Origin of the sequence: Paludibacterium flexuosum (genome assembly GCF_037076605.1) — a bacterium.
Taxonomy (GTDB): domain Bacteria; phylum Pseudomonadota; class Gammaproteobacteria; order Burkholderiales; family Chromobacteriaceae; genus Paludibacterium.
The window spans coordinates 2,927,595-2,948,831 of record NZ_AP029060.1; the positions used below are offsets into that span (position 1 = coordinate 2,927,595).

A 21,237-nucleotide genomic window follows, 5' to 3' on the forward strand; every position below is an offset into this window, starting at 1 on the left:
GGTCCTTCCAATGGCCGGGTTGAGCGCTGCGGCGCTGGCAGGTCAGACCTCAGTCAGAAAGCCATTTTCCCGGATTCATCCGATTCTCAGGATCCAGCAGCTTCTTGACCGAGCGCATCAGCGACAAGGCCAGCGGATCCTTGTAAGTCTCCAGCCAGTGGGTTTTCAGCTGCCCGATGCCATGCTCTGCAGCCAGGGTGCCGTTCAGCCGGTATACCGTATCGTAGACAATCCGGTTGACGTTTTCTTCGTCGGCAAACAGCTCGGCATTGTCTGGCCGGGTGTAGGACACGTTGTAGTGCAGGTTGCCATCGCCCGCGTGACCGAATGCCATGATGCTGCAGCCCGGATAAGCGCGTTGCAGTGCCTCGCCGCACTGCGTCAGAAAGGCCGGAATGGCGCTGCTTGGCAGACCGATATCATGCTTGATACTCGGGCCGCGCCGTTTCTGGGTTTCCGACATGTCTTCACGTAGCTGCCACAGCGCCAGACGCTCGGTTTCGCTCTGGGCAATTACCCCATCCAGCATGTCCCGTTCAGACAGCCATTGCACCAGCTGATCTTCCAGCGCCTGCTGCCCCTCGCTGTCGGAGAGTTCGATCAGCAGGGTCCACGGTGCGATGAATGGCACCTTGTCGCCCTGGTACTGCTGCAACAGCGCCATGCAGTCGCCGGACATCATTTCAAAGGTGGTCAGCCTGTCGGCAAAACGGTCGCGCAAGGCCGCCAGCCAGTCGATGGCGGTCTGGGCATCGGCGACGCCCACCATGGCCGTCGCCCGAGCGCGGGGCATGGGGAAAACTTTGAGCGTGGCCGCGGTGATCAGACCCAGCTGGCCTTCCGAGCCGATGAACAGTTGCTTGAGATCCAGACCGCTGGTGTCCTTGCGCAGGCCGGAGAGCTGGTTGAGTACCCGGCCATCCGGCAACACGACTTCCAGCCCCAGTGCCAGATCGCGCATGGTGCCGTAACGCAAGACCGCTAGCCCGCCGGCATTGGTCGCCAGATTGCCGCCGATCTGACAACTGCCTTCACTGGCCAGAGACAGCGGAAACAGCCGATCAGCTTCGGCGGCGATCTGCTGGGCGCGCGCCAGCGTGACACCGGCTTCCAGGGTCATGCTGTTGTTGGCGGCGTCCACCTCAATCACCCGATCCAGCCGGCGCAGCCCCACTACCAGTGTCCGACCGCTGTCATCCGGTGTGGCGGCGCCGCAGGTGGAGGTATTGCCCCCTTGCGGCAGCAGGGCGATGCCGGCCTGGCTGGCCAGACGGACCAGTGCCGCCACCTCTTGCCGGCTGCCGGGCAAGGCCACTGCCAGAGGCCGGCCATGATAGCGCTGGCGCAGGTCCAGGCAGAATGGCTCGATATCGATCGGGGCTTGCAGGACATGGCTGGGGCCGATCAATTGGCTCAGCGCAGTCAGGAATTCGGCAGTTTGCATCAGACAGTCACTCCGGGGTGCCGGGCAGGCGCGAGACCAGCCAGGCGGTCAGGAAGGCCAGCGGTACCGAGCACAGCGCCGGGCTGGCCAGCGGAAACAAGGGGCGGGCATGGCCGAGTACTGCGACCCAGACTGCCGGGCCGGCAATGATCAGCAGGGTGGCGCTGAGCAGTCCGACCAGTCCGCCGGCAATCGCGCCGCGGGCCGTCAGCCCGGGCCAGAACAGGGTCAACAGCAGAATCGGGAACGGGCCGCTGGCCGCCATGCCGAAGGCCAGGCCAAACAGAATGGCAATGTTCTGGTTCTGGAAGCCGCAGGACAGCAGCACGGCCAACAGGACCAGCAGCAGCACCGAGCCGCGCGAGACCTGCAATTCACGCCGTTCATCCGGTTTGCCGCGACACAGCAGGCCGCCGTAAATGTCGTGGCTCAGCGCACTGGAGCCGGCGACGGTCAGGCCGGCCACCACGGCCATGATGGTGGCAAACACCACGGCGGCCACCACGTCACGCAGCGCAGCACCGCCCAGCGCCTGTGCCAGGTGCAAGACGGCCATATTGCCGCCGCCGAGCAGTTTGCCGTGCGCATCAAGGAAGGCCGGGGTCTTGCTGACGAAGACAATGCTGCCAACGCCGATCAGCACATTCAGGGTAAAGAACAAGGCGACGATGGCGGTCGCCCAGCAGGCCGAGGCACGTGCGGCGCGGGCATCGGGGACGGTAAAGAAGCGCATCAGCACATGCGGCAGTCCGAGCAGGCCGAGTACCAGCCCGAGACCGAGCGACAAGACTTCCCACGGGTTGTGCATAGCCTGGCTGGGCAGCCAGATGCCGTGGCCTGCCGGGTGGATGGCCTCTGCCTGCGTGATCAGCCAGTCGGTACTGAACCCGCTCTTGATCAGTACGCCCAATGCCAGCGTGAGCCCGCAGGCCAGCAGCAGGCAGGCTTTGACGATCTGTACCCAGGTAGTGGCCAGCATGCCGCCGAGTGCAACATAGAGCATGGTCAGGGCCGCCACGGTCAGTACGGCAGGCAGGTAGGCCAGGCCGAACAGCAGACCGAGCAACTTGCCGGCACCGACCAGTTGTACCACCAGATAGAACAGCACGATCAGCAAGGTGCTGAAGGCGGCCATGGCTCGCACCGGCCGGCCGCCAAAGCGCTCGGCCAGCACATCACCGAGGGTGAAACGGGCGCGCTCGCGCAGTTTTTCCGCAAACAGCAGCAACAACAGCGGCCAGCCGGCCAGTGTGCCGACTGCATAGATCAGCGAGTCGTAGCCCTGGCTCATGAACAGCCCTGCCGCGCCCAGAAAGGCGGCGGCAGAAAGGTAGTCGCCGGCCAGCGCGAGGCCATTCTGCCAGGCACGGATCCGGCCGCCGGCGGTATAAAACTCGGCACGTGTATGGGTGCGCCGCGAGGCCCAGAGCGTCAGCGACAGGCTGATGACCAACAGCAGGAGAACACAGAACTGGGCCAGATTCATGTGCGATCCTCACGCCGGTTGGCCTGGCGCACGTACAGCAGACTCACGATCACACCCAGCCAGATCAGTCCCAGTGCCAGTAGCATGGACAGCGGCAAGCGGCCGCAGGGTATGGCCAGCAGCGCCGGAAAAAAGGCAATCGCCCCGTAAAAGGCGGCGATTGGCAGGAGCAGCAGTAACAGCAATGACTTCATGGACTCACTTTTGCCAATAGGTTTTGACGTTGACGAATTCGTACAGGCCGAATTCGGACAATTCACGACCGTAACCGGAATCCTTGACGCCACCAAACGGCAGACGCAGGTCGGAGCTGGTGTGTCGATTGATGAAGACACTACCCGCCTGCAGCTGACGTGCCAGTTCCCAGGCCCGGGCCGTATCGTTGCTGTAGATGGACGCCCCCAGACCAAAGGGGGTGTCATTCGCCAGTCGGACGGCATCCTGTTCGTCGCGTGCGCGCAGAATGCTGGCGACCGGACCAAATACCTCTTCACGATAGACCCGGCAGCCCGGATTGACATGATCGAGTACCGTGGCCGGGTAGAAGAAGCCGGGCCCCGCCGGCATCTCGCCGCCCAGGCGCAAGGTGGCGCCGTTGGCCAGCGCATCCAGCACCTGGGCGTGCAGGCCGGCGCGTAAATCGCTGCGGGTCAGCGGCGACAGTGTCGTGTCCGGGTCGGTGGGGGCGCCTGCCCGGAGGGCGGCCGCCTCGGCCACAAAGGTGGTCATGAAGCGTTCGGCCACCTCGGGTACCACGATCATGCGCTTGGCGGCATTACAGGACTGCCCGGCGTCGCGGAAGCGCGAGTGTACGGCTTCGCGCGCGGCCGCATCGACATCGGCATCGGCCAGCACGATGAAGGGGTTGCTGCCGCCCAGCTCCAGGACGGTCTTCTTCAGATGTCGGCCGGCCAGTGAGGCCAGATGTCGGCCGGTGGCTGTCGAACCGGTGAAGGCGACCGCATCGGACAGGCGGATGGCCTGCTCGACCTGATCATGGTCGATCCAGGCAATATCCAGTACGGCCAGTCCGGCCTGATGGACACAGTCCAGCAGCAACTGGGTGGACTGCGGTACCACGGGCGCCGGTTTGACCAGACAGGCGTTGCCGGCCATCAGTGCCGGCACGGCAAATCGCAGTACCTGCCAGATCGGATAATTCCACGGCATCACTGCCAGGACGGTGCCCAGCGGTTCGAAAGCAACACCACTGCGACTGCCATTGGTGGGAATCATCAGCGGTTGCAGCAGGCTGGGCGCCAGACTGGCGTAATAGCGAATCAGCTTTTCCGATTTGTCGATTTCGGCCAGGCATTCCGCGGTGCGCTTGCCGACCTCCAGGGTGACCAGGTCGGCCAGTGCCTGGCGGTGCTGCATCAATTGATCCGCCAGGCGCATCATGCGCCCGGCACGCTCCTCGATGTCGAGCCGGGCCCATTCGGCCTGCGCCTGGCGCAGTCGGGCCAGGCAGCCGGGAAGTTGATCGTGCGGCCAGGCGGCCCGGGTAAAGACCACCTCGCCCGTGGCCGGATTGCAGGAAGTAAATGCTGTCATAGCCAGATTGGCTTTATTAGTTGGAAGTAATAGAGCACTTTAACAAAAAGCCCCGCTGCCGGACAGCAGCGAGGCTTGATCAGAGACGGGAAAAGCTCAAACAGCGGGCTTGAAATTCAGTTCCTGCGGCATGGTGCCGGTCAGCAGGTAATCGATGGTTTCACGCACGCTGCGCATGGCGGAACCGAATGGCAGCGGTTCCGAGCCGCGGAAGAACAGGCCCTTGCTGACTTCGCCGCGGAAGGCGGCTGCCAGCTTGAGATCGATGCAGAACTGCCCGACCTTCGACAGACCATCGCGCAAACCACATACCGACAGGCAGTTGAGGCCCTGGGTGCAGCGGCGCGGATCGGCCTTGGCATTGGCCTGCAGCTTGGCTTCGCGGTTCAGGTAGCTCTTCAGGAACGGCGTCAGCACGCCACGTGCCGGCAGGCCGGCCACGCTCATGAACTCGGCGATGTCTTCCGGCCGGGCTTCGGCCAGGGTGCGCTTGAAGTTGTCGTGCGCATCCCCCTCACGGGTGACGGCAAAGGCGGTGCCGACCTGTACGGCCGTGGCGCCCAGTTCGGAGATGAAGGTGCGTACCTTGTCAAAACTGTTGATGCCACCGGCAACGATCAGCGGAATCTTCTCGCGCTCCAGCCCCAGTGAACGGAAGGTTTCGAAGGTTTCTTCCAGTACACGGCGGAAATCGAAACGCTCCTGGCCGAGATCCTGGATCTGGGCCGCGCCCAGGTGACCACCGGCATGTTTCGGATGTTCGATCACGATGGCGTCCGGCAGGCAGTTCTTTTTCATCCAGCGCTTGAGCACGATGCTGATGCCGCGCGATTCGGACAGGATCGGAATCAGGGCGACGTCCGGGTGATCGGCTGTCATTTCCGGCAGGTCCAGCGGCAGACCGGCCCCCATCACCACGGCATGGGCGCCCGACTCGCAGGCCTGGCGAACATAGGCGGCGTGCGAATCCACGGCCTTCATGACGTTGACCGCCACCATGCCATGACCTTCCGAGCGGCTCAGCGCGCCTTTGACCTCGCGATCCAGCGCGATGAGGTTCAGTGCATCCAGTTCGGCCTGGCCCTGGGCCGTGGCCGAACGTGCCATCAGGTCTTCGTGCAGATGGCGCAGGTCGACACTGGCGACCGTGCCGACACCGCCCTCATGTGCCACGCTGCCGGCAAGCCGCTGCGCGGAGATGCCGACGCCCATGCCGCCCTGAACGATAGGCAGCAAGGAGCGACCGCGGATGACGAGGGGGGGGAAAGCATGTTTCATAGGGATGACCCTGTGTCGAGCAAAAACACTAGTTTACAGGAAAATTCCGGCACGTCGGTATTTCTGCCGTGTCAAATTGATGAATCTCAAGGAGAAGTTGGGAAAACGGGCGGGCAGGGAACCTTTGGCTTCGTTCCAGAGGAAGGAAGTAGGGTATTGGCTAAATCCTTGATGATAACGTGTTTTTTCTGAAAAAGATGCCCGTATATGGCTGTCCTAAAGGACAGATTATCAGATTTTTTCCCCTCTCTTACAGTGCGGCTTTCTGCAATCACCGACAGGAGAGAGGACATGATGAACAGCATGACCGTATTGGCTTCCCGCGAGGGTTTTCGTCTGGAGCGGGTGCGTGGCGGGCGCAAGGAAACCGAGTTGTTGCGGTTCCGGCACCGGATTTTCCGCGAGCAGCTGCGCTGGGTGCCTTTGTCGGTGGATGGTCTGGATCGGGATGAATACGATGATTTTTCTGACAATCTCGGCGTGTTCATCCAGCAACGGGTGGTGGGGTCGGTACGCATGACCCCGGGGCATCAGCCTTTCATGCTGGAAAAGGAATTCTCGGCGCTGCTGCCTGACGGCTGGTGTCTGCACAAAGGTGCCGCCAGCGCCGAGATTACCCGTTTTGCCGTGGAGACGGATGCGCAGGGCCGGCGCATTGAGCCCGCCGCCATGCTGCTTTACTACTGTCTGTTCCGCTGGGCCGAGCTACACCAGGTGCGCTGGATGTACTTTGTGGTCGAGCCGGCATTTTACCGGCGTCTGGACCGGCTGGGCTTTCCCATCCGGCCCATCGGCCCGGCGCGGCCGCTTGATGGCGGGGTGGTGTCGCAAGCGGCCTATTTCGACTGGCAGGCCGCCGAGCCGGCGTTCATCCGTTGGCTGCGACAGGCGGTCGAATCCCCTGCTGCAGCCCCAGCACAATCGCATGTGTCCGGTTATTGGCATTGAGCTTGCGGATAATGTTGGCGACATGAAATTTGACCGTGCGCTCGCTGATATCCAGGATGGTCGCGATTTCCCAGTTGGTCTTGCCCCGGCTCATCCAGTGGAAGATGTCGTACTCGCGATTGGACAGCAGCATCGCCGAGGCAGACATCGGCGCCAGGTCGGTGACTCGGCTCATGGCCTGGTGCAGATGGGGCACCAGGCAGTTGAGCATCTCGATCAGCTGGGTATCGCGGGTAATGTCCTCGCCGGTCACCGAGATCACGCAGGCCATGTTCTGCCGGGTGGAGGCGGCGCTGAAGGTGACGCCGGTGCCAAGACCGACCGAGGCGGCTTCGGCGATGAAGCGCTTGGCCAGCGGGCTGCGCGCGCTGGAAAAGGAGTCCTGCCAGAAGATCGGATTGCTGCCCATCGGGTTGTGCAGGATGGGGTCGCAGCTGGCGAGGTTCTCCTGCATGTAATGGTCCAGCCAGCCCAGCGGGTAGCTGACATCAATCAGTTTTTCGACTTTCTGCATGTGCTGCTGGGCATTCAGTCTGCCCAGGGCCAGCACCATGTGTTCCGCCGGCAGCTGACTTTGCAGTCGGTCGAGGAAATCCTTCAGGCCCTGCTCTTCCTCGATGTGTCCAAGAGCATGAATCCACTCCAGTAGCATCCATTGCCGGGAAGCCGGCAGATCTGCAGGCAACGGTCTGGTATTGAGTGTATGAACAGATGTCATGGGCGGTGTAAGCACTGGTAATGAGTATGTTCAAAAATCATAGCAGAGCCGTCTGTCGGACGCAGGGTCTATCGGTCGCCTAAGACGATGATTCTCCCGGCTTTTAGACCAGTTTTGGCCTTGGCTAACACGATTGCTTTGCCTTGGCTGCTGGCCGCAGAGGCAGGATCGGGCTGGCCGCCCGGGCAGGTGCGTCGTGGGGTAAGCGAGACTGGCTGAATTCATATGGCAAGCAGATCTGGCAAGCTTCATGTCTTCGACATTTATTTCCGATGCATGCCGAGGGCGCTGGCATCCCTGCAGTTGCAAGCCAAAATGCGGGAAAATTGTCAGAAACTACGTATTTTTGCTATTAACTTTTTACTTTAATAACTACAAATATTGGTGTAACCTTTTTTAAGAATATACATTTAATAATGACTTTGGCAATGCTTATGTCATGCGATCGACGTCGCATGTCAGGGGCTTTGCTGAAACACGGACCATCGCTGAGTTATGGATACCCTGAAAGCCCTAATGGTCTTCATGACCACTGCCGAAAACGGCAGCTTTTCCGACGCCGCCCGCAAGCTGGGCGTGTCGCCGGCCGCCATCAGTCAGAGCATCGCCCGACTGGAGCAGGAGCTGGAAGTCCGGCTGTTTAACCGCACCACGCGTCAACTGACCCTGACCGAAGATGGCCGGCGCTTTTATGCGCAATGTCGCGGCCCGGTCAACAATCTGGACTCGGCGATCAACCAGCTCAAGGCGAGCCGTGATGAGCCGGCCGGACACCTGCGTGTCAGCATGCCCAATTCGTTTGGCCGTCGCTTCATCCTGCCGCTGATGGAAGAGTTCTGCGATCTGTATCCGAAGATCAAGGTGTTTTTCGGTCTGGACGATAACTTCAGCGATCTGGTCGAAGACGGTTACGATGTCGGCGTACGTACCGGCATGATGCCTGACTCGCGCATGGTGGCGCGCAACCTGGCGCAGATGCCGCTCTATGTCGTAGCCTCGCCTTCCTACTGGAAGCGATTCGGTCGCCCTGAAAAGCCGGAAGATCTCGCCAATCACGACTGCATCAACTTCCAGTTCCCGACGTCGGGACGGCTGTTCAAGTGGGAGTTTGATCGCTCCGGCGAGCGCATCCCGCTGGAAGTCACCGGTACCTATACCCTGAATGAGATGGAGGCCGTATGCGAACTGGCCCGCCTCGGTATGGGTGTGGCGCAACTGCCGGGTCATGAGGTGGTGCATTACATCCGCACCGGCGAACTGGAAGCCGTTTTGACCGACATGGTCTCACTGGAGCGCTCGATCTATATCTGTTTCCCGCACCGCGATCACATTGCCCCGCGCACGCGGGTCTTTGTCGATTTCGTCGTGGAGAAACTGGCGGATCATCCGGACATCATTGCCGATCTGCCCGGACTGGACCTGACGGCCAAGCGTTCGGCCCTGCGCCAGCAGGTCGACCTGTGATTCGCGGGCACTGAGGGCGCGGCGCGCCCGACCTCCGATACTGCAGTACCGACGGGGTCAGGTCTTGTATTTTGCATCCGGATGCAAAATACAAGACCTGACCCCTTGTTTTTGATCCCTTCTCCTGTTTGACACTGTCAGATTTTGTACTCACTTTTCCCTTCTGAAGGCGATGCCGCTGGGCAGATGGCGTGTCATGCGTTAAACATATTAAACATGAGGATAATATTTTAATCGCCGCCACAGGGGACTTCTTATGCGCTCAGCCGTCAACCATCCGGCTTCTTACTACGCTGCCTCGGCCAATCCGTCACCTGCTCGTGCCGAGTTGCAGGGGAGCGAGCAGGCGGATGTCTGCATCATTGGGGCAGGCTATACCGGCCTGTCGGCCGGGCTGGCACTGGCTGAGGCCGGTTACCGTGTCATTGTGCTCGAGGCTGCGCGGGTTGGTTATGGTGCCTCCGGACGCAACGGAGGGCAGATCGTCAACAGCTACAGCCGCGATCTGGATGTGATCGAGCGCCGCTATGGCCGGGCCCAGGCCCAGGCACTGGGAGCGATGGCTTTTGAGGGCGGGCGCATCATTCGCGAGCGGGTGGCGCGCTACAACATTCAGTGTGATCTGAAACCGGGCAATATTTTTGCCGCGCTGACCAGCAAGCAGCTGGATGAGCTGGCTGCCAAGAAGGCGCTGTGGGAGCGCTATGGTCATCGCGGACTGCATTTGTTGCAGGCTGACGGCATTCGCGAGCATATCGGCAGTGAGCGTTATGTCGGCGGTCTGCTGGATGACTGGGGTGGGCATCTCCATCCGCTGAATCTGGCGCTGGGCGAGGCGGCGGCGTTCGAGTCACTCGGTGGGCGGATTTTTGAGCAAAGTGCCGTGACGCGACTGCAGCAGGGTGATCCGGCGATCGTGCATACCGCCCGGGGGCAGGTGACGGCCCGCTTTGTCATTGTGGCCGGCAATGCCTATCTGGGAGATCTGATTCCGGCCCTGGCGGAAAAAAGCCTGCCCTGCGGTACCCAGGTCATTGCCACCGAGCCTTTGTCGGCGGCTGAGGCCGCGCGCCTGTTGCCCACCGATCACTGTGTGGAGGATTGCAACTTCATGCTGGACTACTTCCGGCTCAGTGCGGACCGGCGCCTGCTGTATGGTGGCGGCACGGTCTACGGGGCCAGGGACAGTGCGCGCATTGAGGCACAGATCCGGCACAATTTGAGCAAGACCTTCCCGCATCTGTCCGATGTGCGCATCGCTTATAGCTGGACCGGCAATTTCCTGCTGACCCTGTCGCGTCTGCCGCAAGCCGGTCGCCTGGGCAGTAATCTTTATTTCTCACAGGGGTGCAGCGGACACGGCGTGACCTACACCCATCTGGCTGGGTGTCTGCTGGCCGAGGCGATACAGGGGCAAAGTCAGCGACTGGATGCCTTTGCCGCGCTGCCTCATCACAACTTCCCGGGAGGACGCCTGTTGCGCGTGCCGATGCTGACACTGGGGGCCTGGTATTACGGCTGGCGCGACCGTCTGGGGATTTGACCGTCCGGGCAGGGCCAGGGCCCTGCCGAGACTCAGGCGGCCATGAAGCGGCCGAGCGGGGTACTGCTCCAGTCGACACTGTCGAGCAGGTTTTTGACGATCAGTCCCAGCTCGGTATCGCCTTCAATCACCAGTTTGCGATTGAAGAACAAGGTGTCCGGGTCTTCTTCGCGCAGCATCATGCGGGCAAAGTCGGCGGCATTGGCAGCAAAGCGCAGATCTGCGGCCTCGCCGGACTTGTCGACCTTGAAGCCTTGCTCATCGGCACAAAAGCGCAGGCTGATGCCGGCATCCAGTACCTGGACCTCAAAGCGGCGTCCGGCCAGCAGACTCATGTCGGCGGGCAGTACCCCGCGCTTGACCAGCTGGTTCAGACCGGCCGCCAGGACAAAGGCCGGCGGCGTGGCCGGCAGCCGGGTCAGCAGTTTGCCCAGTCGGCTGGGCAGGACGAAATCAGGCACATGCATGAGCTTCTCCTTGCTGGGCAATCCCGGCGGTGCCTCGCCAGTAGCCATCGACACGTATTCCCCCGGCCTGCGATGCCGCTTGCGTCAGCAGGGCGGTGTCGGCGGGGGCGCCTTGCAGCAGGGCAGCCACATGGGTCACCAGCTCGGCGCAGCCCTCCGCCTGAGGGCTTAGTCGCACGGCATCAACGCCGATGCTGCGGATATCGTCCAGATACGGCCAGAGCGACTGACAACCGGCAGACATGGTCTGAATGCCATTGATCGTCAGGAAGTCCTGGCTTTCGCGGGTGGCGAGGGTCAGTCCCTGCGGGTGTTCCAGACAGCGGAATTCGCAGCTGTCTTTCTTCAGGTTGTAATGCCGGGCTGTGAAGCAGCGCGAAGACAAGGCCAGCGGCAGCTTGCCCCAGGCAAACAGCTCGGTTTCCACTTCGGGCTGTGTGGCCAGAATGGCCGCCAGGGTGTCACGGTCCATTTCCACCGGCGGTACCCAGCGGGTGGCGCCGAGGCGGTGATAGAGTGCGAGCGTCTCGGCGTTGTAGATGTTCATGTGCGGGCCGGCGACGAAGGGCAGTCCGGCCTGGTGCGCCAGTCGCGCTGCGCCCATGTCATTGGCCTCGATGGCCAGGTCGCCTTGTTCGACCAGCTTGCGCACCCGTTTGAGATCAGATTCGCTTTCGATCAGGGCCAGGCAGGACAGCACACAGCGCTTGCCGGCAGCCTGCAGGTCTTGTGCCAGGCCAATCCAGTCGTCCGAGCGCAGTTGCTGGCGGCGGCTGCACACGACTTCACCCAGATAAATGGTATCGACCGGCCATTGTGCCGCTTCGGCATAAAACGACATGACGGTATCGCGCGGCCAGAAGAACAGGATCGGGCCGAGGGTCAGTTGCATTGCTTGATTGTTCATGGCGGTGTGCTTCTCACTTCCACGGGCGGCTATAGGCGCCCAGTGTTTGCTGATGACCTTCCGAGACCTTGCCCAAGGCCTGTTGCCAGGCAGGCTTGACGCTGAAACGCTGGCTGTCGCGTGCGGCATCGAGGGCTTCGCGCAGTGTACGCGTCACCTGCGCCACATAGGCCGGGCTGCGCTGGCGTCCCTCCACCTTGATGGCGGCCACGCCGATGTCGATCAGTTCGGGCAACATCGGCAGTACGTTGAGGCTGGTGGGCTCTTCCAGGGCGTAATAAGTATCGCCATTGACGTCAAAACGACCTTTGCACAGGGTGGGATAGCCGGCCGGGTCGGTCTTGCCGTACTGGTCGATCAGAATCTCGTTCAGTCTGGCATTCAGGTGTTCCGGACCATGTTCCCAGCGCACGAAACGGGCCGGCGAGCAGACGCCGTGGGTATTGGGGGATTCGCCAGTGGCATAGGAGGACAGCAGGCAGCGCCCTTCGACCATGACACACAGACTGCCGAAGCCGAAAACTTCGATTTCTACATCGGTCTTGTCGATGACCTGACGCACCTGATCGAGTGTCAGCACGCGCGGCAGGACTGCACGCCGGATGCCGAACAGGTCGCGCGCCAGATTAATGGCTTCGTAATTAGTGGCTGAGCCCTGTACTGACAGGTGCAGGCGCAGATCCGGGTGGGTGCGTACGGCGTAATCCATCAGGCCCGGGTCGGCCAGGATGACCGCATCCACGCCGAGGGAAGCGGCTTCGTCAATGGCCCGTTTCCATTGGCTGATGTCGGCGCCCTGGGCGTAGGTGTTGATGGCCATCAGCACCTTGCGCTTGCGGTCATGGGCATAGCGAATGCCTTCACGCGCCGTTTTGTCATCAAAATTGAGGCCGGCAAAATTGCGGGCATTGGTGCCATTTTTCAGGCCGAAATACACGGTATCGGCGCCATGGTCGACAGCGGCTTTCATGGCCGGCAGGCTGCCGGCCGGACATACCAGTTCCGGCAAAGGGCGAGGGGTCGTCATGACGGGAGTAACGGATCTTGTGGGAAACCGCCCAAGCCTAGCAGAGGCGGGCGTACCGGCTTTTGCGTTGCATCAAGCGCTCGCCCGGGGACGTGGGTCTTTCTCCGCCAACCCCGGCCCTGCTGCTAAACTGATGCCATTCAAATCACCCTGAACGCTTGCTCATGCTGCATCTCTATCAGTCCAACCGTCTGGAGCATCTCGGTACCCTGTTTACCGGGATGGTGCAGGCGGTGCCTTTGTCCGATCCGTTTCAACCCGAGGTGGTGATGGTGCAAAGTCGCGGCATGGGGCGCTGGCTGACGCTGGCGACAGCCAGCGCCAGCGGCATTGCCGCGCATCTGCAGTTCGTGCTGCCGGCGGGCTATGCCTGGCGTCTGATGCGCCAGGCTCTGGGGGATTTGCCCGAGCAATCTGCCTTTGCGCCAGAGGTGCTGACCTGGCGGCTGACAGCCTTGCTGCCCCAGTTGCAGGAGCCGGTCTTTGCTCCGGTCCAGCACTATCTGCAGGGGGGGGAGCGGGCGGTGTTTGAGTTGGCCGGCTGCGTGGCCGATATTTTTGACCAATACCTGGTGTTTCGTCCGGACTGGATTCGCGCCTGGGAACGGGGAGAATTGCAGGGGCTGGGGCCGGACGAGGCATGGCAGGCGGCTTTGTGGCGCCGGCTGGCTGACGAAGTGCCGGGCATGCACCGGGTGCGCATGAGCGATGCCTTTCTGGCCGCGCTGACATCCGACATGCTGCCGGAGCGCATCACCCTGTTCGGCATTGCCAGTCTGGCGCCGATGTATCTGGCACTGGTGCGGCGACTGGCCGAGCTGACCGATGTCTGCCTGTTCCTGCTCAATCCCTGTCAGGAGTACTGGGGCAATATTGTCGATGCCCGCGGCCAGCTGCGCCTGAGCGGTCAGGGGCTGGATGTGGCACCGGACCATCCGCTGCTGGCTTCGCTGGGTAAGCAGGGCCGGGATTTCTTCGATCTGGTGTCGGAGAGCATGCATGAGTCGTTGCCGGCATTCGCGGCACCGCAAGGCAATCGTCTGCTCAATCGCCTGCAGCGCGACATGCTGACCTTGCAGATGCCGGCGCCCGAGGCCGTGGCTGCGGATGACTCCATCGAGATTCATGCCACCCATGGCGCCATGCGCGAACTGGAAGTGCTGAAAGACCGCCTGCTGGCGCGTTTTGCTGCCGATCCGACCCTTACGCCGGCGGATGTCGCCGTTCTGACGCCGGATATCAATCAGTACGCCCCCTATATCGATGCAGTGTTCGGGGCCCGTCCCGATGCCCCGGGGATTCCCTACAGCATTGCCGACCGGCGTATCGAGCGTGATGTGCCGCTGCTGTCGACCCTGTCGGGGGTGCTGACCTTGCTGGACAGCCGTTTCCCGGCCGATCGGGTCATGGCGTTGCTGGATTGTCCCGCCTTGCTGCGCCGCTTCGGGCTGACGCCGGCCGATGTACCCCTGATCCAGGGCTGGGTCGAGCAGGCTGCCATTCGCTGGGGGCGCGATGCGAATCACAAGGCCGAGCTGGGTTTGCCGGCCGATCCGCTGTTTACCTGGCGCTGGGGGCTGGATCGTCTGCTGCTGGGCTGTGCTCTGCCGCCCGCCATGGCCGGCAGGGAGAGTCCCCTCTGGCAGGACCTGCTGCCACTGCCCCTGGCGAGCGGTGGCGACAGCGAGGTACTGGCACGCTTCTCCGCCCTGTACGACACGCTGGATGGTTGGGCGCGACAATGTGCCGAGCCTGCGGATGCCGAGGGCTGGCAACAGCGCCTTCAGGCCTTGGCGGCGGATCTGTTGCTGGTCGATGAAACAGAAGAAGACGCCCTGCAGATCTGGCGCGAAGCACTGACCGCCCTGGTGCAGGAGGCGCTGGCCGCCGATTTTGCCCGGCCATTTGGCCTGGCGGTACTGCGCGACTGGCTGTCGCGCCGCTTGAGCCAGCCTTCGGCGGGGGGCTTTCTGACCGGCGGAGTGACCTTCTGCGCCATGGTGCCGATGCGTTCCATTCCTTTCCGTGTGCTGTGCCTGATCGGGATGAATGACGGCGCCTATCCGCGCGATGAGCGGCCGGTGAGTTTTGACCTGATCGCCCAGCATCCGCGGCGTGGAGACCGATCACGGCGCTTTGATGACCGCTATCTGTTCCTGGAGGCCCTGCTGTCGGCCAGGGAAACGCTGTACCTGTCTTATGTCGGTTTGTCGGCTCGCAGCAACGAAGCACTCCCTCCCTCTGCCCTGGTATCCGAACTGCTGGATACGCTGCTGGCCATGGGGGCGACGCCGCAGATGCTGTGTGTGGCCCACCCGCTGCAGCCTTTCTCGCCGACTTGCTATGACGGCCGGGATGAGCGCCTGCGCAGCTTCGAGCCGGCCTTTGCCCAGGCCCTGATTGCGCCCCCTGCGCAGCCGCAACCCTTTGCGGCGCCACTCGACGTGCCCGCCTCCACGGTGCTGGAGGTGGCGTCCTGGCTGCGCTTCTGGCGCATGCCCTGCCGGGCCTGGCTGTCGGAGTGTCTTGGCATCCGCGTGGCGTCGGCGCAGGAGGCGCCGGCGGTCCGTGAACCTTTTGTGCTGGAACGGGAGTATGCGCAGTCGGTCGTGGAGCGGGTGGTGGAGGCCAGCATGCAGGGGCGGCCGCTGGCGCGGGTCGGCGAGCTGGCACGTGGCAGTGGCTGGTTGCCACCCGGGGCACTGGGAGAGGCGGTTCTGTCGCGCCAGATTGGTCAGGGACGACGCTTTGCGGCGGCTTTGCCGCCCGAACTGGCGGATCCGCCGCTTCCGCCGGTGGTGCTGAATTTGCAGATCGATGCGCTGACGCTGGTCGGGACGCTGTCCGGCCTGCGGCCACAGGGGCGGCTGCTGATGTGCGCACGCCCTGCCTTTGCCACCGAGCTGCTCGATCTGTGGCTGGGGCATCTGTTGCTGTGCGCTGCCCGGCCGCAGGGTGTGGCGCCGGTATCGATGCTGTTTGCCGTGGACGGTACCCGGATACTCGGGCCGCAGGAGGATGCTGTCGAACAGCTGCGCCCCTGGCTGGCCTTCTGGCAGGCCGGCCAACGCTCGCCGCTGCCGTTCTTTGCCCGCACCAGCCTGGCCTATGCCCGGCATCGCCATGACAAACCGGATGATCTTGCCGGGGCGATGGTCAGGGCCCTCGGCGAGTGGGCGCCGGCCTTTGAAGACAAATTTGCCCAGAAGGATGACCCCGCCGTGGCACTGGCTTTCCGACATCAGGACCCCTTGGCCGATCCCTTGTTCATCCAGTTGGCCGAAGTGTTGCTATTGCCGATGTTGCAGGCCATGTCGGCCGGGGAGGAGACGGCATGAATCCGCTCAATGCGCTGGACTGCCCGCTCAGTGGCGTCAATCTGATTGAAGCGTCGGCCGGTACCGGCAAGACCTGGACCATTGCCGCGCTGTACACGCGTCTGTTGCTGGAAGCGGACGCCGAAGGTCAGGTGCCTGCCATCGAACAGCTGCTGGTGGTGACCTATACCAAGGCTGCGACCGCCGAGCTGCGCAGCCGTCTGCGCGCCCGCTTGCACGCCCTGGCTGATTTGCTGGCCGGTGGCCACAGTGAGGATCCCTTCCTGCTGGCCATGGCCGAGCGCCATCCGCCCGGACCCGCCCGCCAGCAGGCCCTGTCGCGCCTTAATGCTGCGATTGTCGGTTTTGATACCGCGGCGATCTATACCATTCACGGGTTTTGCCAGCGTGCGCTGACCGATGCCGCCTTTGCCTCCGGCCAGAGCTTTCGTGCCGAACTGATTCAGGATGACAGCCAGCGCTTACTGGAAGCGGTGGATGACTTCTGGCGCCGACATGTGCTGCATGACCCTCTGCTGGCCGGCTTGCTGGCCGATGGCGGCGAGTCGCCGGAGCGCTGGCTGGCGGCGATCCGGCCCTACCTGGCCAAGCCCTACCTGGTCATGGACCGGCCGCCTGGCTCGGGGCTGGCGACCGCGCGCGCGGAACTGGATGCCGGCTGGCAGGCCCTGTTGCAGCAGCGCGAGGCTTGCATGGCGGCCCTGGCCTTGCTGCAGCAGGCCGAAGGGCTGAATGGACGCAGCTACAGTGCTGCCGTACGCGCTCAGCTTAGTGAATGGATGACGCGCTGGCTGGCGGTGGACGGTGTGCCGCCACTACTTGGCAGCGCCGAGCGCAAGTTGCTTGACAAGCTGACGCCGGCAGCCCTGGCCAAGGCGGCTAACAAGGGGCATGTTCCCCCCTCGCATGCAGCGTTCGATGCCATTGGCGTCTGGCTGGACGCCTGGGATCGTTACCAGCAGGCGGCCGTGCTGGAGGTGACCCGGCTCAAGCTGGATCTGATTGACTGGCTGGCCGAGGAATTGGCGCAACGGCGCCGGGAGGAACGCACGCGCAGCTTTGATGATTTGCTGACGGATTTATATGACGCGCTGCGCGATCCGGCACGCGGTGCGACGCTGGCGGCTCAGCTGGCCGGCAGCTTCCGGGTGGCACTGATCGATGAGTTTCAGGATACCGATCCGGTGCAGTACCACATTTTCAAACACTGCTTTATCGATGCCGGTCGCCCGGTGTTCCTGGTGGGGGATCCGAAGCAGGCGATCTACAGTTTTCGCGGCGCGGATGTCTTTGCCTATCTGCAGGCCCGCAACGATACCCTGCCGGCCAACCGCTACACGCTGGATGTGAACCGCCGTTCGCAGGGCGATCTGGTGGCTGCGGTCAATGCCCTGTTTTCCCGGCCTGCTCCCTTTGTGCTGTCCGAGATCGGCTATCAGCCTGTGGCGGCGGCCGGGCCGGCTACCCGGCTGGTCATCGACGATGGCCGTGCGCCGTGCCAGTGGCAATGGCTGGACTTCAGCGAAACCACCAAGGGAGCCAGCAAGACCCAGGCGGCAGCCCAGGCGGCACAGGGGGCTGCCGCGGAAATCGCCCACCTGTTGTCCCTGGCGGCCGAGGGGCGTGCCCGGCTGTGTGGTGAGCGTGGCGAACGTCCCTTGTCCGGCGGGGATATTGCCGTGCTGGTCAGTACCCATCGTCAGGGTGAAATGATGCGCAGCGCACTGGCCGAACTGAATATTCCCAGCGTGGCGCTGACCCAGCAGAGCGTGTATGCCAGTCATGAGGCACGCGAGTTGCTGGTGTTGCTGTCTGCCTGGGCGCATCCGGCCGATGAGCCGCGCCTGCGCCATGCACTGGCGACCGAGCTGGTCGGTTTCAATGCCGCCGACCTGGCGGCCTGCCTGCAGGATGAAAGTCGCTGGGAGGCCCTGCTGGCCTTGCATGCCGCGGATCATCAGCGCTGGCTGCAGCACGGTCTGATGGCGGCATGGCGCCACTTCTTTGCCCGCTGTTCTCTGGCCGAGCGGTTGTTGCCCTTGCCGGATGGCGAGCGGCGCCTGACCAATCTGTCGCATCTGATCGAGTTGCTGCAAAACGCCAGCGACACCCAGCAGGGCATGTTGCCGCTGCTGGACTGGTTCGAGCTGCAGGTCCATCAGGCTCAGGGGGGCGAGGCGGCATTGCTGCGGCTGGAAAGTGATGCTTCGCTGGTCAAGATCGCCACTGTTCACAGTGCCAAGGGCCTGCAGTATCCGGTGGTGTTTTGTCCCTTCCTGTGGGATGGCACGCTGGAGCGGCGCGACATGCCGTTCTGGCGTAGTCATGGCGAGCAGGGCAGCCGTCTGACGCCGGAAGTGCTGCTGGACGATGCCACGCGCGCCGCGGCCCGGCGCGAGTTGCTGGCTGAGAAGTTGCGATTGGCCTATGTGGCGCTGACCCGGGCCGAACACCGGCAGTACATCAGTTGGGGCTGGGTGCAGCAGATGGAAACCTCGGCGCTGGCCTGGCTGCTGCATGCGTCTGCGGAGACTGCGCTTGAGCAGTTGCCTGCCCTGAGCGGGGCTCAGGTATGGGGGGATTTGCAGCGCTGGACGGCCTGCCAGTCTCCACGCATGGCCCTGCAGGGCGTCGAACTGGTGCCCGCCTTGCCGCGCCGCCCGGACGAGGCGACAGGGGATTATCACGCGGCCCGTATTGAGCGGCCGATCTACACCCCCTGGCGGGTGGCCAGTTTCAGTGGGCTGGTGCAGCACCATGGCGGGGCGGAGCGGGAGCGTCCCGATCATGACCGGGGAGAATTGCAGCTCGGGCTGGAGGCAGAAAGCCCGCAACTGATCTTCCCGCGCGGTGCTCGCGCCGGGACGTGCCTGCATGCGGTACTGGAGCAGATCGACTTCGCCGCGCCCGCGCTGGAACAGGTGCGCGAGATCGTGCTGGCGCATGGTTTTACTGCCGAGTATGCCGAAGCAGCGCATGCGCTGGTGTGTCGTACCCTGGCCGCGCCACTGGATCCGGGGGTGTCGCTGGCGCAGGTTGAGCCTGGGCGGCGCCTGATCGAGCTGGAGTTCACCCTGCCGGTCGGTCGCCTGCGTCCCGAGACACTGCAGGCTTTGCTCGGCGATGCCCGTCATGGTTTGCATCCTGCCCTGCGTGCCGCTGCGGCTACGCTCGACTTCGGTCAGGTACGCGGGTTTCTCAAGGGGTTTATTGATCTGGTCTGCGAAATCGACGGCCGTTTTTATCTGATCGATTACAAGTCGAATGATCTGGGGCCACAGCTTGCGGATTATCACGCTGAGCGGCTGGCGCAATCGATTGCACGCGAGCACTATTATCTTCAGTACCTGTTTTATTGCGTTGCCATACGAAGATATTTACGCAGCCGCGGTATCGACTTTGCCGCACGCTTTGCCGGTGTGCGCTATCTCTATATGAGGGGCGTCGATTTGCAAGGTCATGGCGTCTGGTGCGACCGGCCTGCAGAGGGCCTGCTTGATGCGCTGGATGCCCTGTTTGCCGCCTGATTATCCAAGGGGAGCCTGATGTTTGAATCAGCCGAAATCGAACACCGTGTCGACAAGGAAACCTTCCGAGAGCAGGCACCGCTGCTGCGCAAGGCCTTGCTGGATGCGCAATATGATCTGAAAGAGAAGCCGGACTTTCCGGTGCTGATCCTGATTCACGGTTTTGATGGTGCCGGACGTGGCGAAACCATGAATCTGATTAACGAGTGGATGGATCCGCGCCTGATCCGCACCGTGGCCTTCGACGCCCCCAACGACGAGGCGCGTGCCCGTCCGTGGATGTGGCGTTTCTGGCGCGAATTGCCCGGCAAGGGGCGGCTCGGGATGTTCTTCGGTTCCTACTATTCGGACACGCTGTTCGACCGGGTGAAGGGGCAGAGTGACTGGGATGCCTTCGATCTGCAGATCCAGGAGATCCAGCATTTCGAGCACATGCTGGCGCAGGACGGTGCACTGGTGATCAAGTTTTGGTTCCACCTGTCGCGCGAGAAGCAGAAGAAACGCCTCAAGACGCTGGAGAAGGACCCGGCCACCCGCTGGCGGGTGACCAAGACCGACTGGGAGCACTTCGAGCAGTACGAGGTGATCCGCAAGTACGCCGAGCACATGATCCGGCTGACCAATACTGCCGATGCGCCCTGGGTGATTGTCGATGGCGAGGATGCCAATTACCGCAGCCTGACGGTCGGCAATACCATTCTGAATGCGCTGCGCGGGCGCCTGTCCGAAGAAGCGGCCCGCGACAAGCGCAAGCCCAATGCGCCGCCGCTGATGGCGCCGATCGACAACAAGCTGATTCTGGATGCGCTGGTGCTGGATCAGCCGACCACGCGTGACGCATACCGCGCACAGATCGACAAGCTGCAGGGGCGGCTGTATCACCTGACCCGCCATCCGCGCTTTGCCGAGCATGCGCTGGTGCTGGCGTTTGAAGGTAATGATGCCGCCGGCAAGGGCGGCGCCATCCGCCGTATCACCCAGGCGCTGGATGCCCGGACCTATCATGTGGTGCCGATTGCTGCGCCGACGGAAGAGGAGCGCGCCCAGCCCTGGCTGTGGCGCTTCTGGCGTTATGTGCCGGCCAAGGGGCGGGTGAGCATTTTTGACCGGACCTGGTATGGCCGGGTGCTGGTGGAGCGGGTGGAGGGCTTCGCCTGCGAGGCCGACTGGATGCGGGCCTATTACGAGATCAATGATTTCGAGCATCAGTTGAGCGAGAACGGCATCATCGTCATCAAGTTCTGGCTGGCGATCAGCAAGGAGGAGCAGTACACCCGTTTCAAGGCGCGCGAAGAGACCGGGTTCAAGCGCTTCAAGATTACCGATGAGGACTGGCGCAATCGCGACAAGTGGGATGACTACCGCCTGGCGGTGAGCGATATGGTGGATCGCACCAGCACGACGCGTATTCCCTGGGTACTGGTCGAAGCCAACAATAAGTACTACGCACGACTGAAGATCTTGCAGACGATCTGCGAAACGCTGGAAGCCCGCTTGCACGCCGACTAGCGCCGGCCAGTAAAAAGCCCGCATGGA

The 21,237-nt window shown here is 62.7% G+C and carries 15 protein-coding genes; 6 read left to right on the forward strand and 9 right to left on the reverse strand.

Translation table 11 applies throughout. The features are described 5' to 3' along the window. Positions 1-49: 49 nt before the first annotated feature. From AACH39_RS13990 to AACH39_RS14010, 5 genes are all read right to left on the reverse strand, one after another. On the reverse strand, positions 50-1,444 hold the full coding sequence (locus AACH39_RS13990; RefSeq protein WP_215778535.1) for an FAD-binding oxidoreductase: 1,395 nt from the start codon (positions 1,442-1,444) through the stop codon (positions 50-52). A 7-nt stretch (positions 1,445-1,451) separates the two neighbouring features. Beyond that, on the reverse strand, positions 1,452-2,930 hold the full coding sequence (locus AACH39_RS13995; protein WP_215778532.1) for a sodium/solute symporter: 1,479 nt from the start codon (positions 2,928-2,930) through the stop codon (positions 1,452-1,454). Continuing rightward, complete coding sequence (locus AACH39_RS14000) at positions 2,927-3,124, reverse strand: DUF485 domain-containing protein (protein WP_215778530.1); 198 nt, start codon at positions 3,122-3,124, stop codon at positions 2,927-2,929. The genes AACH39_RS13995 and AACH39_RS14000 overlap by 4 nt, the downstream gene beginning before the upstream one ends. Before the next feature lie 4 nt (positions 3,125-3,128). Next, positions 3,129-4,484, reverse strand: a complete 1,356-nt coding sequence (locus tag AACH39_RS14005) for an aldehyde dehydrogenase family protein (RefSeq protein WP_338620437.1) — start codon at positions 4,482-4,484, stop codon at positions 3,129-3,131. A gap of 96 nt (positions 4,485-4,580) precedes the next feature. Next, on the reverse strand, positions 4,581-5,762 hold the full coding sequence (locus tag AACH39_RS14010; RefSeq protein WP_215778526.1) for a nitronate monooxygenase family protein: 1,182 nt from the start codon (positions 5,760-5,762) through the stop codon (positions 4,581-4,583). A 291-nt stretch (positions 5,763-6,053) separates the two neighbouring features. Here AACH39_RS14010 and AACH39_RS14015 point away from each other — a divergent pair, with 291 nt between their 5' ends. Next, positions 6,054-6,710, forward strand: coding sequence for an acyl-homoserine-lactone synthase (locus AACH39_RS14015; protein WP_338620438.1), 657 nt, complete (start codon positions 6,054-6,056; stop codon positions 6,708-6,710). On the opposite strand, the gene AACH39_RS14020 is transcribed toward AACH39_RS14015, so the two are convergent. Next, positions 6,631-7,428 carry a LuxR family transcriptional regulator gene (locus tag AACH39_RS14020; RefSeq protein WP_215778521.1) on the reverse strand — a complete coding sequence of 266 codons (798 nt, stop codon included), beginning with the start codon at positions 7,426-7,428 and terminating at the stop codon, positions 6,631-6,633. The genes AACH39_RS14015 and AACH39_RS14020 overlap by 80 nt on opposite strands. 495 nt (positions 7,429-7,923) lie before the next feature. Between AACH39_RS14020 and AACH39_RS14025 the strand changes: the two genes are divergently transcribed. Then, a complete protein-coding gene (locus AACH39_RS14025; RefSeq protein WP_215778519.1) occupies positions 7,924-8,892 on the forward strand; it encodes a LysR family transcriptional regulator in 969 nt (322 codons plus the stop codon). Between the two features lie 256 nt (positions 8,893-9,148). After that, entirely contained in the window at positions 9,149-10,435 is a 1,287-nt protein-coding gene (locus AACH39_RS14030) for an FAD-binding oxidoreductase (RefSeq protein WP_215778517.1), read from the forward strand. 32 nt (positions 10,436-10,467) lie between these two features. On the opposite strand, the gene AACH39_RS14035 is transcribed toward AACH39_RS14030, so the two are convergent. From AACH39_RS14035 to AACH39_RS14045, 3 genes are read right to left on the reverse strand one after another with little or no spacing between them, the layout of a single operon-like run. Further along, positions 10,468-10,902 (reverse strand): SCP2 sterol-binding domain-containing protein, encoded by a 435-nt coding sequence (locus AACH39_RS14035; protein ID WP_215778513.1) that lies wholly within the window; start codon positions 10,900-10,902, stop codon positions 10,468-10,470. Continuing rightward, entirely contained in the window at positions 10,889-11,809 is a 921-nt protein-coding gene (locus AACH39_RS14040) for a U32 family peptidase (protein WP_215778511.1), read from the reverse strand. Before AACH39_RS14040 ends, AACH39_RS14035 begins: the two co-directional genes overlap by 14 nt. A 13-nt stretch (positions 11,810-11,822) precedes the next feature. After that, positions 11,823-12,836, reverse strand: coding sequence for a peptidase U32 family protein (locus AACH39_RS14045; protein WP_215778509.1), 1,014 nt, complete (start codon positions 12,834-12,836; stop codon positions 11,823-11,825). A 164-nt stretch (positions 12,837-13,000) separates the two neighbouring features. Here AACH39_RS14045 and recC point away from each other — a divergent pair, with 164 nt between their 5' ends. Genes recC through pap form a run of 3 tightly spaced genes read left to right on the forward strand, consistent with a single transcriptional unit; the run spans position 13,001 to position 21,210 of the window. Continuing rightward, positions 13,001-16,174 carry an exodeoxyribonuclease V subunit gamma gene (gene recC, locus AACH39_RS14050; protein ID WP_215778507.1) on the forward strand — a complete coding sequence of 1,058 codons (3,174 nt, stop codon included), beginning with the start codon at positions 13,001-13,003 and terminating at the stop codon, positions 16,172-16,174. Continuing rightward, positions 16,171-19,701 carry an exodeoxyribonuclease V subunit beta gene (recB, locus tag AACH39_RS14055; RefSeq protein ID WP_338620439.1) on the forward strand — a complete coding sequence of 1,177 codons (3,531 nt, stop codon included), beginning with the start codon at positions 16,171-16,173 and terminating at the stop codon, positions 19,699-19,701. Before recC ends, recB begins: the two co-directional genes overlap by 4 nt. An 18-nt stretch (positions 19,702-19,719) precedes the next feature. Further along, positions 19,720-21,210 carry a polyphosphate:AMP phosphotransferase gene (pap, locus tag AACH39_RS14060; RefSeq protein WP_215778503.1) on the forward strand — a complete coding sequence of 497 codons (1,491 nt, stop codon included), beginning with the start codon at positions 19,720-19,722 and terminating at the stop codon, positions 21,208-21,210. Positions 21,211-21,237 lie beyond the last annotated feature (27 nt).